Origin of the sequence: Pseudomonas mendocina, assembly GCF_900636545.1 — a bacterium.
GTDB classification, from domain to species: Bacteria; Pseudomonadota; Gammaproteobacteria; order Pseudomonadales; family Pseudomonadaceae; genus Aquipseudomonas; species Aquipseudomonas mendocina.
Map to the genome: position 1 here is coordinate 3,791,593 of NZ_LR134290.1, position 15,143 is coordinate 3,806,735.

Here is a 15,143-nt window from a genome sequence, read left to right on the forward strand (position 1 = left end):
CAAAGAAAGTGAGTCGCCCGTAAGGGGCGAAACCCAGCAGACCAGGCGGCGCACTAATGGATAGTGCTAGGTCATCGACAGCTCACACGTAATTGCCAGTCCGGTGTCAAGCGCATCTTCCCCGCGAGAACGCGAAGAACCTTTCATTTTGGACGCCTGAGCTTACTGCTCCAGCGCCGGAGTCTCTTGCCCCATGCAGCGCACGGCCTGCTTCCTGTTATCCACCAGCACGCCGGTCAGACCTTTCTGCTGCAGGTCGAACAGCACCAGCACGCCGTCGATGCACTGCGCCACCTGATTGGCCGGCTTCAGCGAAATCTTGTAGTCCTCGCCAGGGATGGTCTTGAGCATGGTGAAATCGGACAGCAGCAGGGCATCTTCCGGTTTGGCGAAATGCAGGTAGCCGTAGTACCAGAGCACGCCGATGGTGCCGACGATGCTGGCGACACCCGTGAGGATCAGAGGGATGGGATTGCGTTCGGTCATTGCGGACTCTCTGTTGCGGATTCGGTAGCCGGCCCCGACCGTTCGACGTATGCCTGCGGCGCGGCGAGGAATGCCAGCAGCGATTGACGCCAGGCGGGCTCGGCGAAGGTTTGCACGTGCGGGCCACGGGTCGCCTGAAAGGCGCGTGGCGGGTGCGCAGCTTGATACAAACGCTGGCCATTGGAAAGCGGCACGATCGTATCGTCAACACTGTGATAGATCAGCAAGGGCGTGCCCTGGATTCGATCGATGCTGTGAATCGCGCTGTCGCCGTCCGGCACCAGCCAGGACAGCGGCACCTGCAACGGCCAGGTCAGCCAGCTTTTGCTCAGGGCATAGCGGCCGACATCGCGGTAGCTTGCCGGCACACCATCGAGCGCGATGGCCTGCAAGGTCGACTGGCGCTCTGCATGCTGCGCCAGGTAATGCACGCCGAGGGCACCGCCAAGACTCTGCCCGAGCAGGAACAGCGGTTTGCCCTTGACCTGCGGCGCCTGATCGAGCCAGGTGAAGGCCGCGTCGATATCCTGATAGACCTCGGGCAAACGTGGCTTGCCTTCGGACAGACCGTAGCCGCGGTAATCCAGCATCAGCACCTGGTAGCCCTGCTCCGGCAGCCAATGCACCCCACCCAGGTGCCAGGCCAGGTTGCCACCATTGCCATGCAGGTGCAGCACCGTGCCCTTGACCGCGACGCCAGCCTTGGCTGGCAACCACCAGGCGTGCAGGCGGGTGCCATCGGCGGCGCGCAGTTCAATGTCGCGGTACTCCAGGCCGGCACGCTCGGGGGTGATCGGCAGCCCCGGCTCGGGATAGAACAGCAGGCCGCTGCAACCGACCAGCCACAGGCTGGCCAGCATCAGCACCAGCGCCCTCAGGCTACTTGCCACCGGCGCGTACTTCTTCACGAGCCTGTACGGTCGCTGCATAGACGCGCTCTGCCAGACGCGAGAACGGCAGGCTCTGGATCCATACCGTACCGGTGCCCTTTAGCGTCGTCAGCAGGAGCCCTTCGCCGCCGAACAGCATGCTTTTCAGCCCGCCGGCCAGGGCGATGTCGTAATCGATGCCGCTGCTGAAAGCCACCAGGCAGCCGGTGTCCAGGCGCAGGGTTTCGTTGTTCAGCTCCTTGCGGATTACCGTGCCGCCGGCATGCACGAAGGCCAGGCCATCGCCTTCGAGCTTCTGCAGGATGAAGCCCTCGCCGCCGAAAAAGCCGGCCCCCAGGCGCTTGGCGAAACTGATGCCGATGCTGGTGCCATGAGCGGCACAGAGAAAGGCGTCCTTCTGACAGATCAACCGGCCGCCGATTTTCGCCAGATCGATGGGCACAACCGTACCCGGATAAGGCGCGGCGAAGGCGACCCGCGCCTGGCGCTTGCCGGCGTTGCTGAAGTGGGTCATGAACAGCGACTCGCCGGTGAGCATGCGCTTGCCGACGCTCCACAGTTTGCCCAACAGCCCACTGGACGAGCCGTCGCCCATGCGCGTCTCGAAGCGCACGCCGTCGGTCATGTAGTTCATCGCCCCGGCTTCGGCGATCACCGTCTCGTCGGGGTCGAGGATGATTTCCACCGACTGCGCCGAAGCACCGAGGATTTCGTATTCGAGTTGATGGCTTGCCACGTTCTGCTCTCCGCAATTCCCGGATTTCATCCGGGCTACACCTTGCCGCCTGCTGCCGCTAGAGAATATTGGCGTAGTCGGCCTCGATGCGATCCAGACTCAGGTGATTGAGGAAGTTGGAGAAGCACATCCAGGCCGACAGCGCGTTCATGTCCTGGAACTGCGGCGGCAGGTATTTGGGCGGAAGCACCAGGCCCTCGTCCACCAGCTTGCGCAGAGTGCGCATGTCTTCCAGGGTGGTCTTGCCGCAGAACAGCAGTGGAATCTGCTCCAGCTTGCCCTTGCGCACCGCCAGCTGGATGTAGTTGTAGATCAGGATGAAACCCTTCAGGTACGACAGGTCCTTGGTGAACGGCAGGCCGTTCGGCAAGGAACCGCGGAACACCCGACTGGCGTTGCTGTAGCCGCCTTCCAGGCCATAGCCCTGCTCGCGGAAGAACTCGAATACCTCGAGAAAATCCGCGCCCTCCTCGGCCATGTGGATGGCACGGGTGCGGTTGGTCAGCTTGCGCAGGCGCGTCGGGTAGGAGGCGAAGGCAATCACCTCCATGAGGATCGCCAGCCCTTCCTGGGTCACGGTCGACGAGGGCGGGCCCTTGGCCAGGAAGGTGCAGATCGGCTGGTTCAGACCATTGAGCGTGGTGCCGACATGCACCAGGCCTTCATGCACTTCCAGCGCCTTGACGTCGCGCTCGTTGAAACGCGCATCGCTGCGGATCTTGATGTAATCGGCACCAGCGGCCGCGTCGGCAAGGATGCCGTCGGACTCGAATACGCGAATGGTGTCGTCGCCGAACACCCCGGCCAGACGTTGCTGCAGGATGTTCACCGCGTCACTGGCACCGAGGGTCTTGGCCTCGTCTTCCAGATCGCCACGCGCAGCGATGTTGTTGAGGTAGTCCGAAAGCATCAGGCCGAGATCGGCCAGGGTCGGGTCACCGGCGTGGAAGGCATCGGACGCCGCGCCATAGAGCTCCTGACTGATCAGGCCGAAATCCTCGGTGCCGCGTGCCTCGAGCATGCGGATGACCATGCGGTATTCCTTGCACATGCGCCGCATGATCTGCCCGACCGGGTTGAACTGGCCGAGCTGGCGGGTGATGTCGCGCTCGATGTTCTGGAATTCCAGCTTCTTCGCCGCGGCATCGAAGGCCAGCGGCCGGCTCAGGTAATAGTCGCGGTCCACCGCCGGCGGCTGCTTGCCCTTGGCCTTGAGAAAGCCATCGCGGATGCCGTCGTCCCACTTCACCGCATCGAGCACGCGGATGGGGGTCTGCGCCTCGACGATACGGTCGCTGAGGGCGCGAATGCAGAGTTGATAGTCGTCCAGTTTTTGCTGGCTGTTCATTGCGATTCCTATTCGGCCACTCGCTGGTAACGCGCGACTTCGACGAACAGATCGGCATTGGCCGGGTCGTCGAGGTAGGCGAACACCTTGTCCAGCGGACTGGTGATCAGTGCACCGTCAGCTTCGGGCATGGCGACGGTCTGCCCCTCCAGCAGGCCCTTGTCCATGTCCTGCAGGATGCGCTCGGTATCGAGGTTGTACACCACCAGTTCGTTGTCACGGGTCAATTCGAAACCGGCGATGGCGAAGTTGGCGCCCAGGCTTTTCGGCAGGCCGGCCGAGAGATACCAGCGGCGGCCATGGTGGGCAACGGTAAAGCCGAACTCTTCGAGGCTGCTGACGTTATCCGGGCTGCCTTCGTAGATACGCGCTTCATAGAGGTTGGAGCCGGCTCGGGTGATCTCCAGATACAACTGATCACCCCACTCGTCCTGCCGGGTCCACTCGCCCAGCAGTGGAATGGGCGCGGCCTCGTTGGCCGGGATCGGGTCCTTGAAGGTGACCAGGCAACCACTCAATAGCAGGAAGGACAGGGCGACCATTACGCGCCAGGCTTTCATTACGCTCTCCTTGTGCAGGCCGTTCGACCCGATGATCGACGCTTACAGCCCCAGAACCAGATTCATGTAACGCTTAAGGATGGCCAGCATTCCCTGGCTGTCCAGATGATCCACGCCGTCCAGCAGGCCCTGATACTCCATCCGCACGATGGTGGCCGTCAACAGCACGGCATCCTGCTCGGGCTGGCGCGAGCCGAGCACTTCGAAGAAGTGGGTCACACCCTGCTGGAGAATCTGCCTATGGGCCCGCACCAGCTCACGCAGACGCGGATTGAGCAGCGCCTCCTGCTGGAACGCCTGTTCGGCGATCAGATGATCGCGGCGCTCGCGCAACTGGCGCTGCACATACTGCACCGCCAGCTCGGCGATCTCCTCGGCCAGTTGCCGGCGTGCCTGCTCGCTGCCATCCAGGCGCCCGACCATCTCCTCCAGCGTACCCTGGGTACTGGCCCAGAACGCCCCCATGTGCGCGGCGCTGCGCTCGACGAACTGGGCGAAGGTATCGGTGATCAGGTCATCGATATCCTTGAAGTAGTAGGTGGTGGCCGACAGCGGCACCTGCGCCTCGGCTGCCACGGCGCGATGGCGCACGGCGCGCACGCCCTCACGCACGACGATGCGCATGGCGGCATCGAGAATCGCCTGGCGGCGCTGCTCGCTGCCCTGACGACTGGCCTTGCGGCCCTGGTACTGAACGCTTTCGGCAACGGCATTGGCAGCATGGGAGGCTTTCGGGGACGCAGGTACGGAGCTCACGGTGGATCGTTCCTCTACGCTCTGGTTGTGGCAAGGAGAGTAATGGGTTGGACAGGCAACCAAAAGGCTCCGTTTCGCTTGCCAGCCCGCCACCCGGAGAAATCCCCCCCGAATGCGGGAGTCACAGACAGCAAAAAGCCGCCCGAGGGCGGCTTTCCGTATTGCCGTCAGGCCTGCGGGCGCATATGCGGGAACAGGATGACGTCGCGGATCGACGGCGAGTTGGTCAGCAGCATCACCAGACGGTCGATGCCGATGCCTTCACCGGCGGTGGGCGGCATGCCGTACTCCAGGGCGCGGACGAAGTCGGCGTCGTAGTGCATGGCTTCGTCGTCACCGGCGTCCTTCTCGGCCACCTGGGCGAGGAAGCGCTCGGCCTGATCCTCGGCGTCGTTGAGCTCGGAGTAGGCGTTGGCGATCTCGCGGCCACCGATGAACAGCTCGAAGCGGTCGGTGACGTTGGGGTTCTGGTCGTTGCGACGGGCCAGCGGCGACACCTCGAACGGATACTCGGTGATGAAGTGCGGCTGCTCCAGCTTGCTCTCCACCAGTTCCTCGAAAATCATCACCTGCAGTTTGCCCAGGCCTTCGTGGCCGAGCACCTTGGCGCCGGCCTTCTTGGCGATGGCGCGGGCCTTGTCGACGTCGTTCAGGTCAGCCTCGGTGATGTCCGGGTTGTACTTGAGGATCGAGTCGTACACCGACAGGCGCACGAACGGCTCGCCGAAGTGGAACACCTTGTCGCCATAGGGCACGTCGGTGCTGCCCAGCACGGCCAGGGCCAGCTCGCGGAACAGCTCCTCGGTGAGGTCCATGTTGTCACGGTAGTCGGCATAGGCCTGGTAGAACTCGAGCATGGTGAACTCGGGGTTGTGCCGGGTCGAAACGCCTTCGTTACGGAAGTTGCGGTTGATCTCGAAGACTTTCTCGAAGCCACCGACCACCAGCCGCTTCAGGTACAGCTCCGGGGCGATACGCAGGAACATGGCCATGTCCAGCGCATTGTGGTGCGTCTCGAACGGCTTGGCCGCCGCACCGCCGGGGATGGTCTGCAGCATCGGGGTTTCCACTTCGAGGAAACCGCGCTCGTTGAGGAAACGACGGATGTGGGCGATCACCTGCGAGCGCACGCGGAAGGTGTGGCGTACTTCCTCATTGACGATCAGGTCGACGTAACGCTGGCGGTAGCGCTGCTCGGTGTCGGTCAGACCGTGGTGCTTGTCCGGCAGCGGGCGCAGCGACTTGGTCAGCAGACGCACGTTCTGCATATCGACGTACAGGTCGCCCTTGCCCGAACGCGCCAGGGTGCCCTCGGCAGCGATGATGTCGCCCAGGTCGAAGTGCTTGACCGCTTCCAGTTGCTCGGCCGGCAGGGTCTTGCGGTTGACATAGACCTGCAGACGCCCGGAGGTGTCCTGCAGCACCATGAAGGCGCCACGGTTGAGCATGATACGACCGGCCACCTTGACCGGGATGGCAGCGGCCTCCAGCTCTTCCTTGCTCTTGCCCTCGTACTGTTTCTGCAGGTCGGCGCACAGGCTGTCACGGCGGAAATCGTTGGGGAAGGCAATGCCCTGCTCACGGACGGCAGCAAGCTTTTCCTTGCGCTGGGCAATCAGCTTGTTTTCTTCCTGTTGCAGTTCGTTGTGGTCGAGTTGTTGGTCGCTCATGGTCGCTTTATCTGCCTGGCGTGTCGTACAAAATTTGAGCAGGCGCCGGCTGATCGGCGCCCACGGATGGGTTACTGGGCTTACAGGCCCTGCTTGAGGCTGGCCTCGAGATAGCCGTCGAGGTCGCCATCGAGCACCTTCTGGCAGTCGCTGCGCTCGACGCCGGTACGCAGGTCCTTGATGCGCGAGTCATCGAGCACGTAGGAGCGGATCTGATGGCCCCAGCCGATATCCGACTTGGAGTCTTCCAGCGCCTGCGAGGCGGCGTTGCGCTTCTGCATTTCCAGCTCGTACAACTTGGCCCGCAGCATCTTCATCGCGGTGTCCTTGTTGGCGTGCTGGGAGCGTTCGTTCTGACAGGCGACCACGGTGTTGGTCGGCACGTGGGTGATACGCACCGCCGAATCGGTGGTGTTGACGTGCTGACCACCGGCGCCGGAGGAGCGATAGGTGTCGATGCGCAGGTCGGCCGGGTTGATCTCGATCTCCACCTTGTCGTCGATCTCGGGAGACACGAACACCGCCGAGAACGAGGTGTGGCGACGCGCGCCGGAGTCGAACGGGCTCTTGCGCACCAGGCGGTGCACGCCGATCTCGGTACGCAGCCAGCCGAAGGCGTACTCGCCCTTGATGTGCACGGTGGCGCCCTTGATACCGGCGACTTCACCTTCGGACAGCTCGATGATGGTGGCGTCGAAGCCGCGCTTGTCGGCCCAGCGCAGGTACATGCGCAGCAGGATGTTGGCCCAGTCCTGCGCTTCGGTACCGCCGGAGCCGGCCTGGATGTCCAGGTAGCAGTTGTTCGGATCCATCTCGCCGCTGAACATGCGGCGGAACTCCAGCTTCTCGAGGATTTCGCGCAGGCGCTCGACTTCGGCGACGATATCGTTCACCGCACCTTCGTCATTCTCTTCGGCAGCCATTTCCAGCAGATCCCTGGAATCGGCCAGGCTACCGGTGAGGTCATCGATGGTTTCGACGATCTGCGCCAGCATGGCGCGCTCACGGCCCAGGGCCTGGGCGTACTCGGGCTTGTTCCAGACGCTGGCGTCCTCCAGCTCGCGGTTTACTTCGACCAGACGATCATGCTTGTGATCGTAGTCAAAGATACCCCCGAATTGACTGAGTACGTTCGGACAGGTCCTTGATGGCGTTGAGGATCGGATTGATTTCCATGGTAGTCGGCGCTCGCGGCAAATCGGACGGAAAAGCCGGCGATTATACCCGAGCTGCTAAAGCCTGGCAGCCCGTTCGGGCTGATCAATCAGCGATCTCTGGATCAACGGCGCCGAGAGGTTCGCCAGCATGCGGGCTCAAACGGGTTCGAGTTCGCGCTGCGAGGCAGGCACCACCCGAGACTGGGCGTCCTCCTTGATCATCTGCGCGGCCTTTTCCGCAATCATCAACACCGGCGAGCAGGTATTGCCAGAGACGATGGTCGGCATGATCGACGCATCGACCACTCGCAAGCCGGCGATACCATGCACGCGCAAGCGAGCATCGACCACCGCGCCCTTGCCCTGCCCCATTGCGCAGGTGCCCACCGGATGGAAGATCGTGGTGCCGATCTCGCCAGCCGCGCGCTGCAGGTCTGCCTGACTCTGATACTGCGGCCCGGGTTTGTACTCCTCGGGCCGGTAGCCGGCCAGCGCAGGCGCGGCGACGATGCGCCGGGTCAGGCGAATGGCATCGGCCGCCACCTGCAGATCGCGCTCGTCACTCAGGTAGTTCGGCTGGATCATGGGGGCGACGGCGGCATCCACCGAGGTGATATCGACGCGGCCACGACTATGCGGGCGCAGGTTGCACACCGAGGCCGTAAACGCCGGGAACTCGTGCAGCGGCTCACCGAAGCGTTCCAGCGACAGAGGCTGCACGTGGTATTGCAGATTGGCGCGCGCCTGGCCGGGGTCGGATTTGGCGAACGCGCCCAGCTGGCTGGGGGCCATGGACAGCGGCCCACTGCGCTTGAGCAGGTATTCCAGGCCCATACTCAACTTGCCCCAAGGCGTGGCAGCGATACGATTGAGCGTCTTTACGCCCTCGACGCGGTAGATCAGGCGCAGTTGCAGGTGATCCTGCAGGTTCTCGCCAACGCCCGCCAGCTCATGCTTCACCCCGATACCGAGGCGTTCGAGCAGTGACCGCGGGCCGATGCCGGAACGCTGCAGCAAGGCCGGCGAGCCGATGGCGCCTGCACATAGCGCGATCTCGCGGCGTGCCCTGACCCGCACGACCTGCCCCTGCCAACGCAGATGCAGGGTGCTGGCGCGGCCGCCTTCCAGCTCCAGGCGCTCGGCTTCGGCACCGGTCAACACGTGCAGGTTGGGGCGCTGGCGTATGTCACGGAGAAACGCCTTGGACGCATTCCAGCGCACCCCACGCCTCTGGTTGACCTGAAAGTAGCTGCAACCTTCGTTGTCGCCGCCATTGAAGTCATCGACACTGGCGATACCGCTCTGCGCCGCCGCCGCACGAAAGGCCTCGAGGATCTCCCAGGACAGGCGCTGGCGCTCGACCCGCCACTCGCCATCGCCGCCGTGCAGCACGCTGTTGCCGGCAAAATGATCCTCGGTACGTTTGAACAGCGGCAGCACATCGTCCCAAGCCCACCCCGGATTACCTGCCGCAGCCCAGGCATCGTAGTCGGCGGCCTGGCCACGCATGTAGATCATGCCGTTGATCGAGGAACTGCCGCCCAACACTCGGCCACGCGGGTACTTGAGGCTGCGACCGTGCAGGCCGGGATCGGCCTCGGTGCTGTAGCACCAGTCGGTACGCGGGTTACCGATGCAGTAAAGGTAGCCGACCGGGATGTGGATCCAGGGGTAGTTGTCGCGCCCGCCAGCCTCGATCAGCAACACGCTGACCCCAGGGTCGGCAGACAGCCGGTTGGCCAGCAGGCAGCCGGCCGGGCCGGCACCGACGATCAGGTAGTCATAGGCATCCAGTGGCGCTTGCGACATGGGCATCCTCGCGTGTCGTTCTTGTCTTTGGCCTTCAGCCTAAAACAAGCCGGGCGCGAGGATGAATGATCTTTTGGTCTGATCAGACGCGCTGCAACTCCACCCGCACCTGTGTCTCCAGCTCCCCCTTGAGTGCCGGCGGCAACTGCAGCTGGCGTGCCAGCTCTTCGAGGTAGGCGCGCTCCATGAAGTGCTCCTCGTCCACCATCAGCACGCTAGCCAGGTACATTTCCGCCGCCATTTCCGGTGTGCTGGCGGCGCGCGCGACATCGGCCGGATCGAGCGGCTTGTTCAGCTCGGTGTGCAGCCAGGCTTGCAACTCCGCGTCTTGCGCCAGCTTGCCGAGTTCTTCCTCGATCAGTTGGCGCTCACGATCATCGACGTGGCCATCGGCCTTCGCCGCGGCCACCAGCGCCTTGAGAATGGCCCGGCTGTGCTGCTCGGCCTGCGGTGCCGGCAGGCGATCGAGTGTCTGCGGCTCGACCGGCTGCGCCCCGCCCTGCTGGGCCTGCTGCGCCTGCCAGTTGCCATAGGCCTTGTAGGCCAACACGCCCAACGCGGCCAGGCCACCATAGACCGCCACCTTGCCGCCGACCTTGCGCACCCGTTTGTTGCCCAGCAGCATGGCCAGCGCTGCGCCACCACCGGCGCCTTTGAGCATCGAGCCGAGATCGCTGCCACCGCTCTTGCCTGAACCGCCGCCGAGCAGACCGCCCAGCGCGCCACCAAGCCCGGAAGAGGCGCCGCCACCCTTCTGCTGCAGCATTTCCTGGCCGGATTTAAGCAGTTGATCGAGCAAGCCACGGGTGTTCATCGCGCATTCTCCTGAGGAAATCTCGCCGAGTGTAGGCCTCGGCCGCTGGCCCGGCAGCTAGCTGAATGCTTCCAGATATTACCGTCAGGGCCGCTTGACAGCCGCCTGCGTGGCCAAGCACCATCAGCCGACGATTCACGCAACGGGCTGTTCTTCATGTACGCCACCTTCGACCACCAAGCACTGCTCCCAGGTTCCATTGCCTGCCAGTGCGCGTGCGTCGTCGTTGCCAAGAAATCCAAGAAACAGTCGCTCATTTGACCGGGGCGCTGTCCCGTCAGATGGGCTGACAGGACAAGCGCCAGGTTGTATCTCCCCTCCCGCTCGATTCCCGCCCCCCTCCCTGACGGCGACCAGACGGTCAGTCGCAAGGAGTTTTCGCATGTCCGCTTTTCAAGGTATCTGGGTGGCGCTGGTCACCCCCTTTTATAACGGCGAGATCGATTTCGCCAGCCTCGATCGGCTGACGGCCAAGCTGCTGGAGGACGGTGTCGCGGGTTTCGTGGTCTGTGGCACCACCGGCGAAGCTGCCGCACTGAGCCAAAACGAGCAACTGGCGGTACTGGATGCCGTGCTCCAGCGCGTCCCGGCAGTGCGCGTGATCATGGGTCTGGCCGGTAACCAGTTGAGTGCGCTGCTCGACATGCAACGGGAAATCCAGCGCCGCCCGCTGGCCGGCCTGCTGGTACCGGCGCCTTACTACATCCGCCCATCGCAGGCGGGACTGGAGCACTTCTTCACCACACTGGCCGACGCCGCCGAGGTGCCGCTGGTGCTCTATGACATTCCCTACCGTACCGGCGTGCGTATCGAGCGCGAGACGTTGCGACGCATCGTCCGCCATCCCAATATCCAGGCCATCAAGGACTGCGCTGGCGATGCCGAAACCACCATGGCGTTGATCGCCGATGGCCAGGTGCAGGTACTGGCCGGCGAGGACACGCAGATCTTCAATACCCTGTGCCTGGGCGGCGCGGGCGCCATTTCGGCGTCGGCGCATATTCGCGCCGACCTCTACGTGGCGATGCAGCAGCGCGTGGCGCAAGGCGATCTACAAGGCGCTCGGCAGTTGCACTATCGCCTATTGCCCTGGATGCAGGCGGCGTTCAGCGAGGTCAATCCGGCAGCGATCAAGGCCGCGCTGGCGCTGCAGGGGTTGATCGGTGAGGAACTGAGGGCGCCGCTGATGCCGTGCACGACCGCGACACATGAACGCCTGCAGGAAGTGCTGGCGCGCCTTGCGCCTTAGCGCGGGGCGATATGCGCCACCATCAGTTGCACCGTCTCGTTGCCACGGAACTCGTTGAGGTCGAGCTTGTAGGCCAGCTCGGCCCAGCGCAGGGTCGGGTTGGGCCAGACGTCGCGGTCGATGTTGAAGGCAATGCCGTCGAGCTGCACGCTGCCGCATTCGGTCTTGAGCACCAGTTTCAGATGGCGCTCGCCAACGATGCGCTGATTGACGATCTGGAACACGCCATGAAACAGCGGCTCAGGGAAATGCTGGCCCCAGGGGCCGGCGTTGCGCAGGGCACGGGCCAGTTCCAAGTGGAATTCGGTGGCATCGAGCTGGCCATCGGACAGCAGGCGCCCGGTCAGGTCGTCCTTGCTGAGCTGACGACGCACCTCGGCATCGAAGGCGGCGGCGAAGGCGCCGAAGTTTGCCTGCGGCAACGACAAACCTGCGGCCATGGCATGCCCGCCGAACTTGCTGATCAGCCCCGGATGCCTTGCGGCCACAGCGTCCAGCGCATCGCGAATATGCAGCCCCGGCACCGAACGAGCCGAGCCCTTGAGCATGCCCTCGCCGGCATCGGCAAAGGCAATGGCCGGGCGGTGGTAACGCTCCTTCAGACGCGAGGCGAGAATGCCGATCACCCCCTGGTGCCAGTCCGGCTCGAACAGGCACAGGCCGAACGGCATGTCCTCCACGGACAGATCCTTGAGCTGAGCCAGCGCCTCGCGCTGCATGCCCTGCTCGATGGCCTTGCGATCCTGGTTGAGCTGATCGAGCTGCACCGCCATGTCGCGGGCCAGCGCCTCGTCATCGCAGAGCAGGCATTCGATACCCAGGCTCATGTCGTCCAGACGACCGGCCGCATTCAGCCGCGGGCCGAGGATGAAGCCCAGGTCGGTGGAGGTGATACGCCGATGATCGCGCCCAGCCACCTCCAGAATCGCGCGCAGCCCTGGCCGCGCGCGACCGGCACGGATACGCGCCAGGCCCTGGTGCACCAAGATGCGGTTGTTGGCATCCAGTGGCACCACGTCGGCGACGCTGCCCAGCGCGACCAGATCGAGCAGCTCGCCCAGGTTCGGCTCCGCACGGCTGGCGAACCAGCCGCTCTCACGCAGGCGAGCGCGCAGTGCCAGCAGCACGTAGAACATCACCCCGACGCCAGCCATGGCTTTGCTGGGGAAGGTACAGCCCGGCTGATTGGGATTGACGATGGCATCGGCAGCCGGCAATTCCGGTCCAGGCAGGTGGTGGTCGGTGACCAGCACCTTGAGCCCCGCCGCCTTGGCCGCCGCAACGCCATCGACGCTGGAGATGCCGTTGTCTACGGTCAGCAGCAGGTCGGGTTTACGTTCTAGCGCCACGGCGACGATTTCCGGGGTCAGGCCGTAGCCGTACTCGAATCGGTTCGGCACCAGGTAGTCCACATGCGCCGCGCCGAGCAGGCGCAGACCGAGCACGCCGACCGAGCTGGCAGTGGCGCCGTCGGCATCGAAGTCACCGACGATGAGGATGCGCTGGCGCTGCGTAAGCGCCTCGACCAATAGCTCGACCGCCGCGTCGATGCCCTTGAGCTGCTGGTACGGGATCAGCCGTGCCAGGCCCTTGTCCAGTTCCTCGGCGGATTGCACGCCACGGGCGGCGTAAAGGCGGGTGAGCAGCGGCGGCAGGTTGCCCAGATCGGGCAGCTGTGCGGGTAAGGGACGGGCTTCGATACGCATGGGCGAGGTGTCGTTTTTTCAAGATGGGATGGTTTTCTCCCCTCTCCCGCTTGCGGGAGAGGGGCCGGGGGAGAGGGCTGCCCGGGGATATGATGCAAACCTGATCTGCCCTCTCCCCAGCCCTCTCCCATAAATGGGAGAGGGGGCGAATGGTGTTACGGCTTCAACGCTGGCCAGCCAACCACTCCAGCAGGATTTCATGCTGACCACGCTCGTCGGTCACGAACAGCTCGCCATCGCTAATCATCACGCTCCAGGACAGCGAACGCGGCATGTCCAGCGCCAGGTCGGCCAGCGCCTCCTGGCCCAGGCCAACCACGTTGATGTTCTTCAGGCTGCGCACCGGATCGAGACACTTGGCCTGCCACACGCGCAGGTTGCCGTAGGCCACCAGGCTGAATTTCTCGGTACGCCGCGAGCACCAGGTGATGCGCTCGCTGTCCGGCTGGCCGACCTCGATCCAGTGCAGCACGCGATCGTCCAGGCTCTTTTCCCACAGCGCCGGCTCGTCGACATCCGACAGACCACGACCGAACGCCAGTTGCTCGTGATAGAACAGCGCATAGGCGATCAATCGCGCGGCCAGGCGCTCTTCGGTTTCAGAAGGGTGGCGGGCGACGGTGAAACGCAAGTTCTCGTAGACGCTGCGATCCATGTCGGTGAGGTTCAGGTCGATTTTGTAGGTGGTCGATGGCAGGGCCATGGCGGGCTTCTTGGCTGATCGGGAAGGCGGCAAGTCTACCGCGATTAGCCCACCTCTGCCCCGCCCACTGAACCGTCGGCGTCCCCCTGGTAGATCTCGACCCTATTACGCCCGTCACGTTTGGCCTGGTACAACGCCTTGTCAGCCAGGTTCAGCAGGTACTGCAGGTCATAGGTGCCCCACTCCACCGCCACCAAGCCAATACTCACACTCTGTTCACGGCCCTTGGGCGCCAACGCGGAGAAACCGACACGGATACGCTCGGCCAGCGCCAGCGCATCGGTAGCGTTGCCGTCGATCAGGCAGGCGAACTCTTCGCCACCGATACGCCCGAACACGTCGCTACGGCGCAGGCTCTGGGCAACACCGGAGGCAAAGGCCTTGAGCACACGGTCGCCCTCCTGATGGCCGAGCTCATCGTTGATCGCCTTGAAATGGTCCAGGTCGAAGGACAGCAGCGCCACGGGGCGGCGCTGACGCTGACACAGGCTGAGCAGGCGCTCGCCCGCCTCGAAGAAGGCGCGCCGGTTGCCGACGCCGGTCAACTCGTCGGAATACGCAGCCTGACGGAATTGCTTTTCAGCACGCTCCTTGACCATCGACAGCAGCATGAAGGCGATGCCGACGGCGTACAGCATGCTTTCGATCAGCACGAGGGTGAACAGCGGGTTCGACTGAATATCGCCGTAGCCGGTCATGCCGGGGCCAAGGAACATGCGCGCCAGCAGAAACATCAGGTGCAGGCTGACAAGCACTGCCATGGGCACCACCGATACCTCGAGCCTGAGCCGAGCCCGCCAAAGCTCGACCAGCGCGGCCAGCAGATACAGACTGGCGATCAGAGTATGCACGGCGACCCGCGCCGCCAGGCTGTTGTAGAAGGTCGGCCACAGACACAGCAGCGCCCAACATGCGGCACCCGCGCAGACCCAGGGATAGGATGGCGCGCGACCGCAGAACACGCGCATCACCGACCAATTCATGGCAATGCACAGCAGCAGCACGATATTGCCCAGCACGATGGGCACCCAATCGAAGCTGCCACCGCGCAGGGCATTGAGCACCAGCCCCAGGGCGGCCAACAGCATCATCGCGCCCGTCCATAACAGGGCCCGCTGCTGGCGCCCCTGCGACCAGCTGAAGATCAACAACACCCCACACAAGCTGATCACCGCCGTGCTGGCAACTAACAGGGTGGGCAGGTGCAACTGCAACATCAACATCGAAGAGCTTCCAAGGCTTTTCAGTAAGCCTTCCTG

14 protein-coding genes are annotated in these 15,143 nt (G+C 63.8%); 1 reads left to right on the top strand and 13 read right to left on the bottom strand.

The features are described from left to right. Positions 1-162: 162 nt before the first annotated feature. The 10 genes from EL191_RS17615 to EL191_RS17660 all read right to left on the bottom strand — a co-directional run bounded on the left by EL191_RS17615 (position 163) and on the right by EL191_RS17660 (position 10,226). The gene (locus EL191_RS17615; protein ID WP_013716781.1) at positions 163-486 is read right to left on the bottom strand and encodes a hypothetical protein; all 324 of its coding nucleotides are present in this window, start codon (positions 484-486) and stop codon (positions 163-165) included. After that, positions 483-1,346: an alpha/beta hydrolase gene (locus EL191_RS17620; RefSeq protein WP_041979908.1), complete on the bottom strand. Its 864-nt coding sequence runs from the start codon at positions 1,344-1,346 to the stop codon at positions 483-485. Before EL191_RS17620 ends, EL191_RS17615 begins: the two co-directional genes overlap by 4 nt. A gap of 19 nt (positions 1,347-1,365) precedes the next feature. Further along, on the bottom strand, positions 1,366-2,112 hold the full coding sequence (locus EL191_RS17625) for a TIGR00266 family protein (protein ID WP_041979709.1): 747 nt from the start codon (positions 2,110-2,112) through the stop codon (positions 1,366-1,368). Positions 2,113-2,170: 58 nt separating this feature from the next. Next, entirely contained in the window at positions 2,171-3,460 is a 1,290-nt protein-coding gene (locus EL191_RS17630) for a flavohemoglobin expression-modulating QEGLA motif protein (RefSeq protein WP_041979708.1), read from the bottom strand. Between the two features lie 8 nt (positions 3,461-3,468). Beyond that, the gene (locus EL191_RS17635; protein WP_013716785.1) at positions 3,469-4,020 is read right to left on the bottom strand and encodes a hypothetical protein; all 552 of its coding nucleotides are present in this window, start codon (positions 4,018-4,020) and stop codon (positions 3,469-3,471) included. Positions 4,021-4,062: 42 nt separating this feature from the next. After that, positions 4,063-4,776: a TetR/AcrR family transcriptional regulator gene (locus EL191_RS17640; RefSeq protein WP_013716786.1), complete on the bottom strand. Its 714-nt coding sequence runs from the start codon at positions 4,774-4,776 to the stop codon at positions 4,063-4,065. A gap of 167 nt (positions 4,777-4,943) precedes the next feature. Beyond that, on the bottom strand, positions 4,944-6,446 hold the full coding sequence (lysS, locus tag EL191_RS17645) for a lysine--tRNA ligase (RefSeq protein WP_041979707.1): 1,503 nt from the start codon (positions 6,444-6,446) through the stop codon (positions 4,944-4,946). A gap of 80 nt (positions 6,447-6,526) precedes the next feature. Further along, positions 6,527-7,622 (bottom strand): peptide chain release factor 2 gene (prfB, locus tag EL191_RS17650; protein ID WP_126403517.1). Its coding sequence is split into 2 segments (ribosomal slippage): positions 6,527-7,549 and positions 7,551-7,622, totalling 1,095 coding nucleotides; the frame shifts between segments, so codons are not numbered across the junction. Positions 7,623-7,759: 137 nt separating this feature from the next. Next, entirely contained in the window at positions 7,760-9,412 is a 1,653-nt protein-coding gene (locus tag EL191_RS17655; RefSeq protein WP_041979705.1) for a GMC family oxidoreductase, read from the bottom strand. An 82-nt stretch (positions 9,413-9,494) separates the two neighbouring features. Next, positions 9,495-10,226, bottom strand: coding sequence for a tellurite resistance TerB family protein (locus tag EL191_RS17660; protein ID WP_041979704.1), 732 nt, complete (start codon positions 10,224-10,226; stop codon positions 9,495-9,497). 382 nt (positions 10,227-10,608) lie between these two features. Here EL191_RS17660 and dapA point away from each other — a divergent pair, with 382 nt between their 5' ends. Further along, entirely contained in the window at positions 10,609-11,475 is an 867-nt protein-coding gene (dapA, locus tag EL191_RS17665; protein WP_041979703.1) for a 4-hydroxy-tetrahydrodipicolinate synthase, read from the top strand. Here dapA and recJ read toward each other — a convergent pair. From recJ to EL191_RS17680, 3 genes are all read right to left on the bottom strand, one after another. Next, positions 11,472-13,181, bottom strand: a complete 1,710-nt coding sequence (recJ, locus tag EL191_RS17670; protein ID WP_041979701.1) for a single-stranded-DNA-specific exonuclease RecJ — start codon at positions 13,179-13,181, stop codon at positions 11,472-11,474. The two genes, dapA and recJ, sit on opposite strands and share 4 nt — an antisense overlap. Positions 13,182-13,344: 163 nt before the next feature. Next, a complete protein-coding gene (locus EL191_RS17675) occupies positions 13,345-13,884 on the bottom strand; it encodes a YaeQ family protein (RefSeq protein WP_041979700.1) in 540 nt (179 codons plus the stop codon). A gap of 44 nt (positions 13,885-13,928) precedes the next feature. Further along, positions 13,929-15,107, bottom strand: a complete 1,179-nt coding sequence (locus EL191_RS17680) for a GGDEF domain-containing protein (protein ID WP_041979698.1) — start codon at positions 15,105-15,107, stop codon at positions 13,929-13,931. Positions 15,108-15,143: the final 36 nt, after the last annotated feature.

Bases quoted from the DNA above. Each gene is read 5' to 3' on its own strand.
- EL191_RS17615 (WP_013716781.1), bottom strand. From the start codon at position 486: ATGACCGAACGCAATCCCATCCCTCTGATCCTCACGGGTGTCGCCAGC.
- EL191_RS17620 (WP_041979908.1), bottom strand. From the start codon at position 1,346: ATGCTGGCCAGCCTGTGGCTGGTCGGTTGCAGCGGCCTGCTGTTCTAT.
- EL191_RS17630 (WP_041979708.1), bottom strand. From the start codon at position 3,460: ATGAACAGCCAGCAAAAACTGGACGACTATCAACTCTGCATTCGCGCC.
- EL191_RS17635 (WP_013716785.1), bottom strand. From the start codon at position 4,020: ATGAAAGCCTGGCGCGTAATGGTCGCCCTGTCCTTCCTGCTATTGAGT.
- lysS (WP_041979707.1), bottom strand. From the start codon at position 6,446: ATGAGCGACCAACAACTCGACCACAACGAACTGCAACAGGAAGAAAAC.
- EL191_RS17655 (WP_041979705.1), bottom strand. From the start codon at position 9,412: ATGTCGCAAGCGCCACTGGATGCCTATGACTACCTGATCGTCGGTGCC.
- EL191_RS17660 (WP_041979704.1), bottom strand. From the start codon at position 10,226: ATGAACACCCGTGGCTTGCTCGATCAACTGCTTAAATCCGGCCAGGAA.
- dapA (WP_041979703.1), top strand. From the start codon at position 10,609: ATGTCCGCTTTTCAAGGTATCTGGGTGGCGCTGGTCACCCCCTTTTAT.
- recJ (WP_041979701.1), bottom strand. From the start codon at position 13,181: ATGCGTATCGAAGCCCGTCCCTTACCCGCACAGCTGCCCGATCTGGGC.
- EL191_RS17675 (WP_041979700.1), bottom strand. From the start codon at position 13,884: ATGGCCCTGCCATCGACCACCTACAAAATCGACCTGAACCTCACCGAC.
- EL191_RS17680 (WP_041979698.1), bottom strand. From the start codon at position 15,107: ATGTTGATGTTGCAGTTGCACCTGCCCACCCTGTTAGTTGCCAGCACG.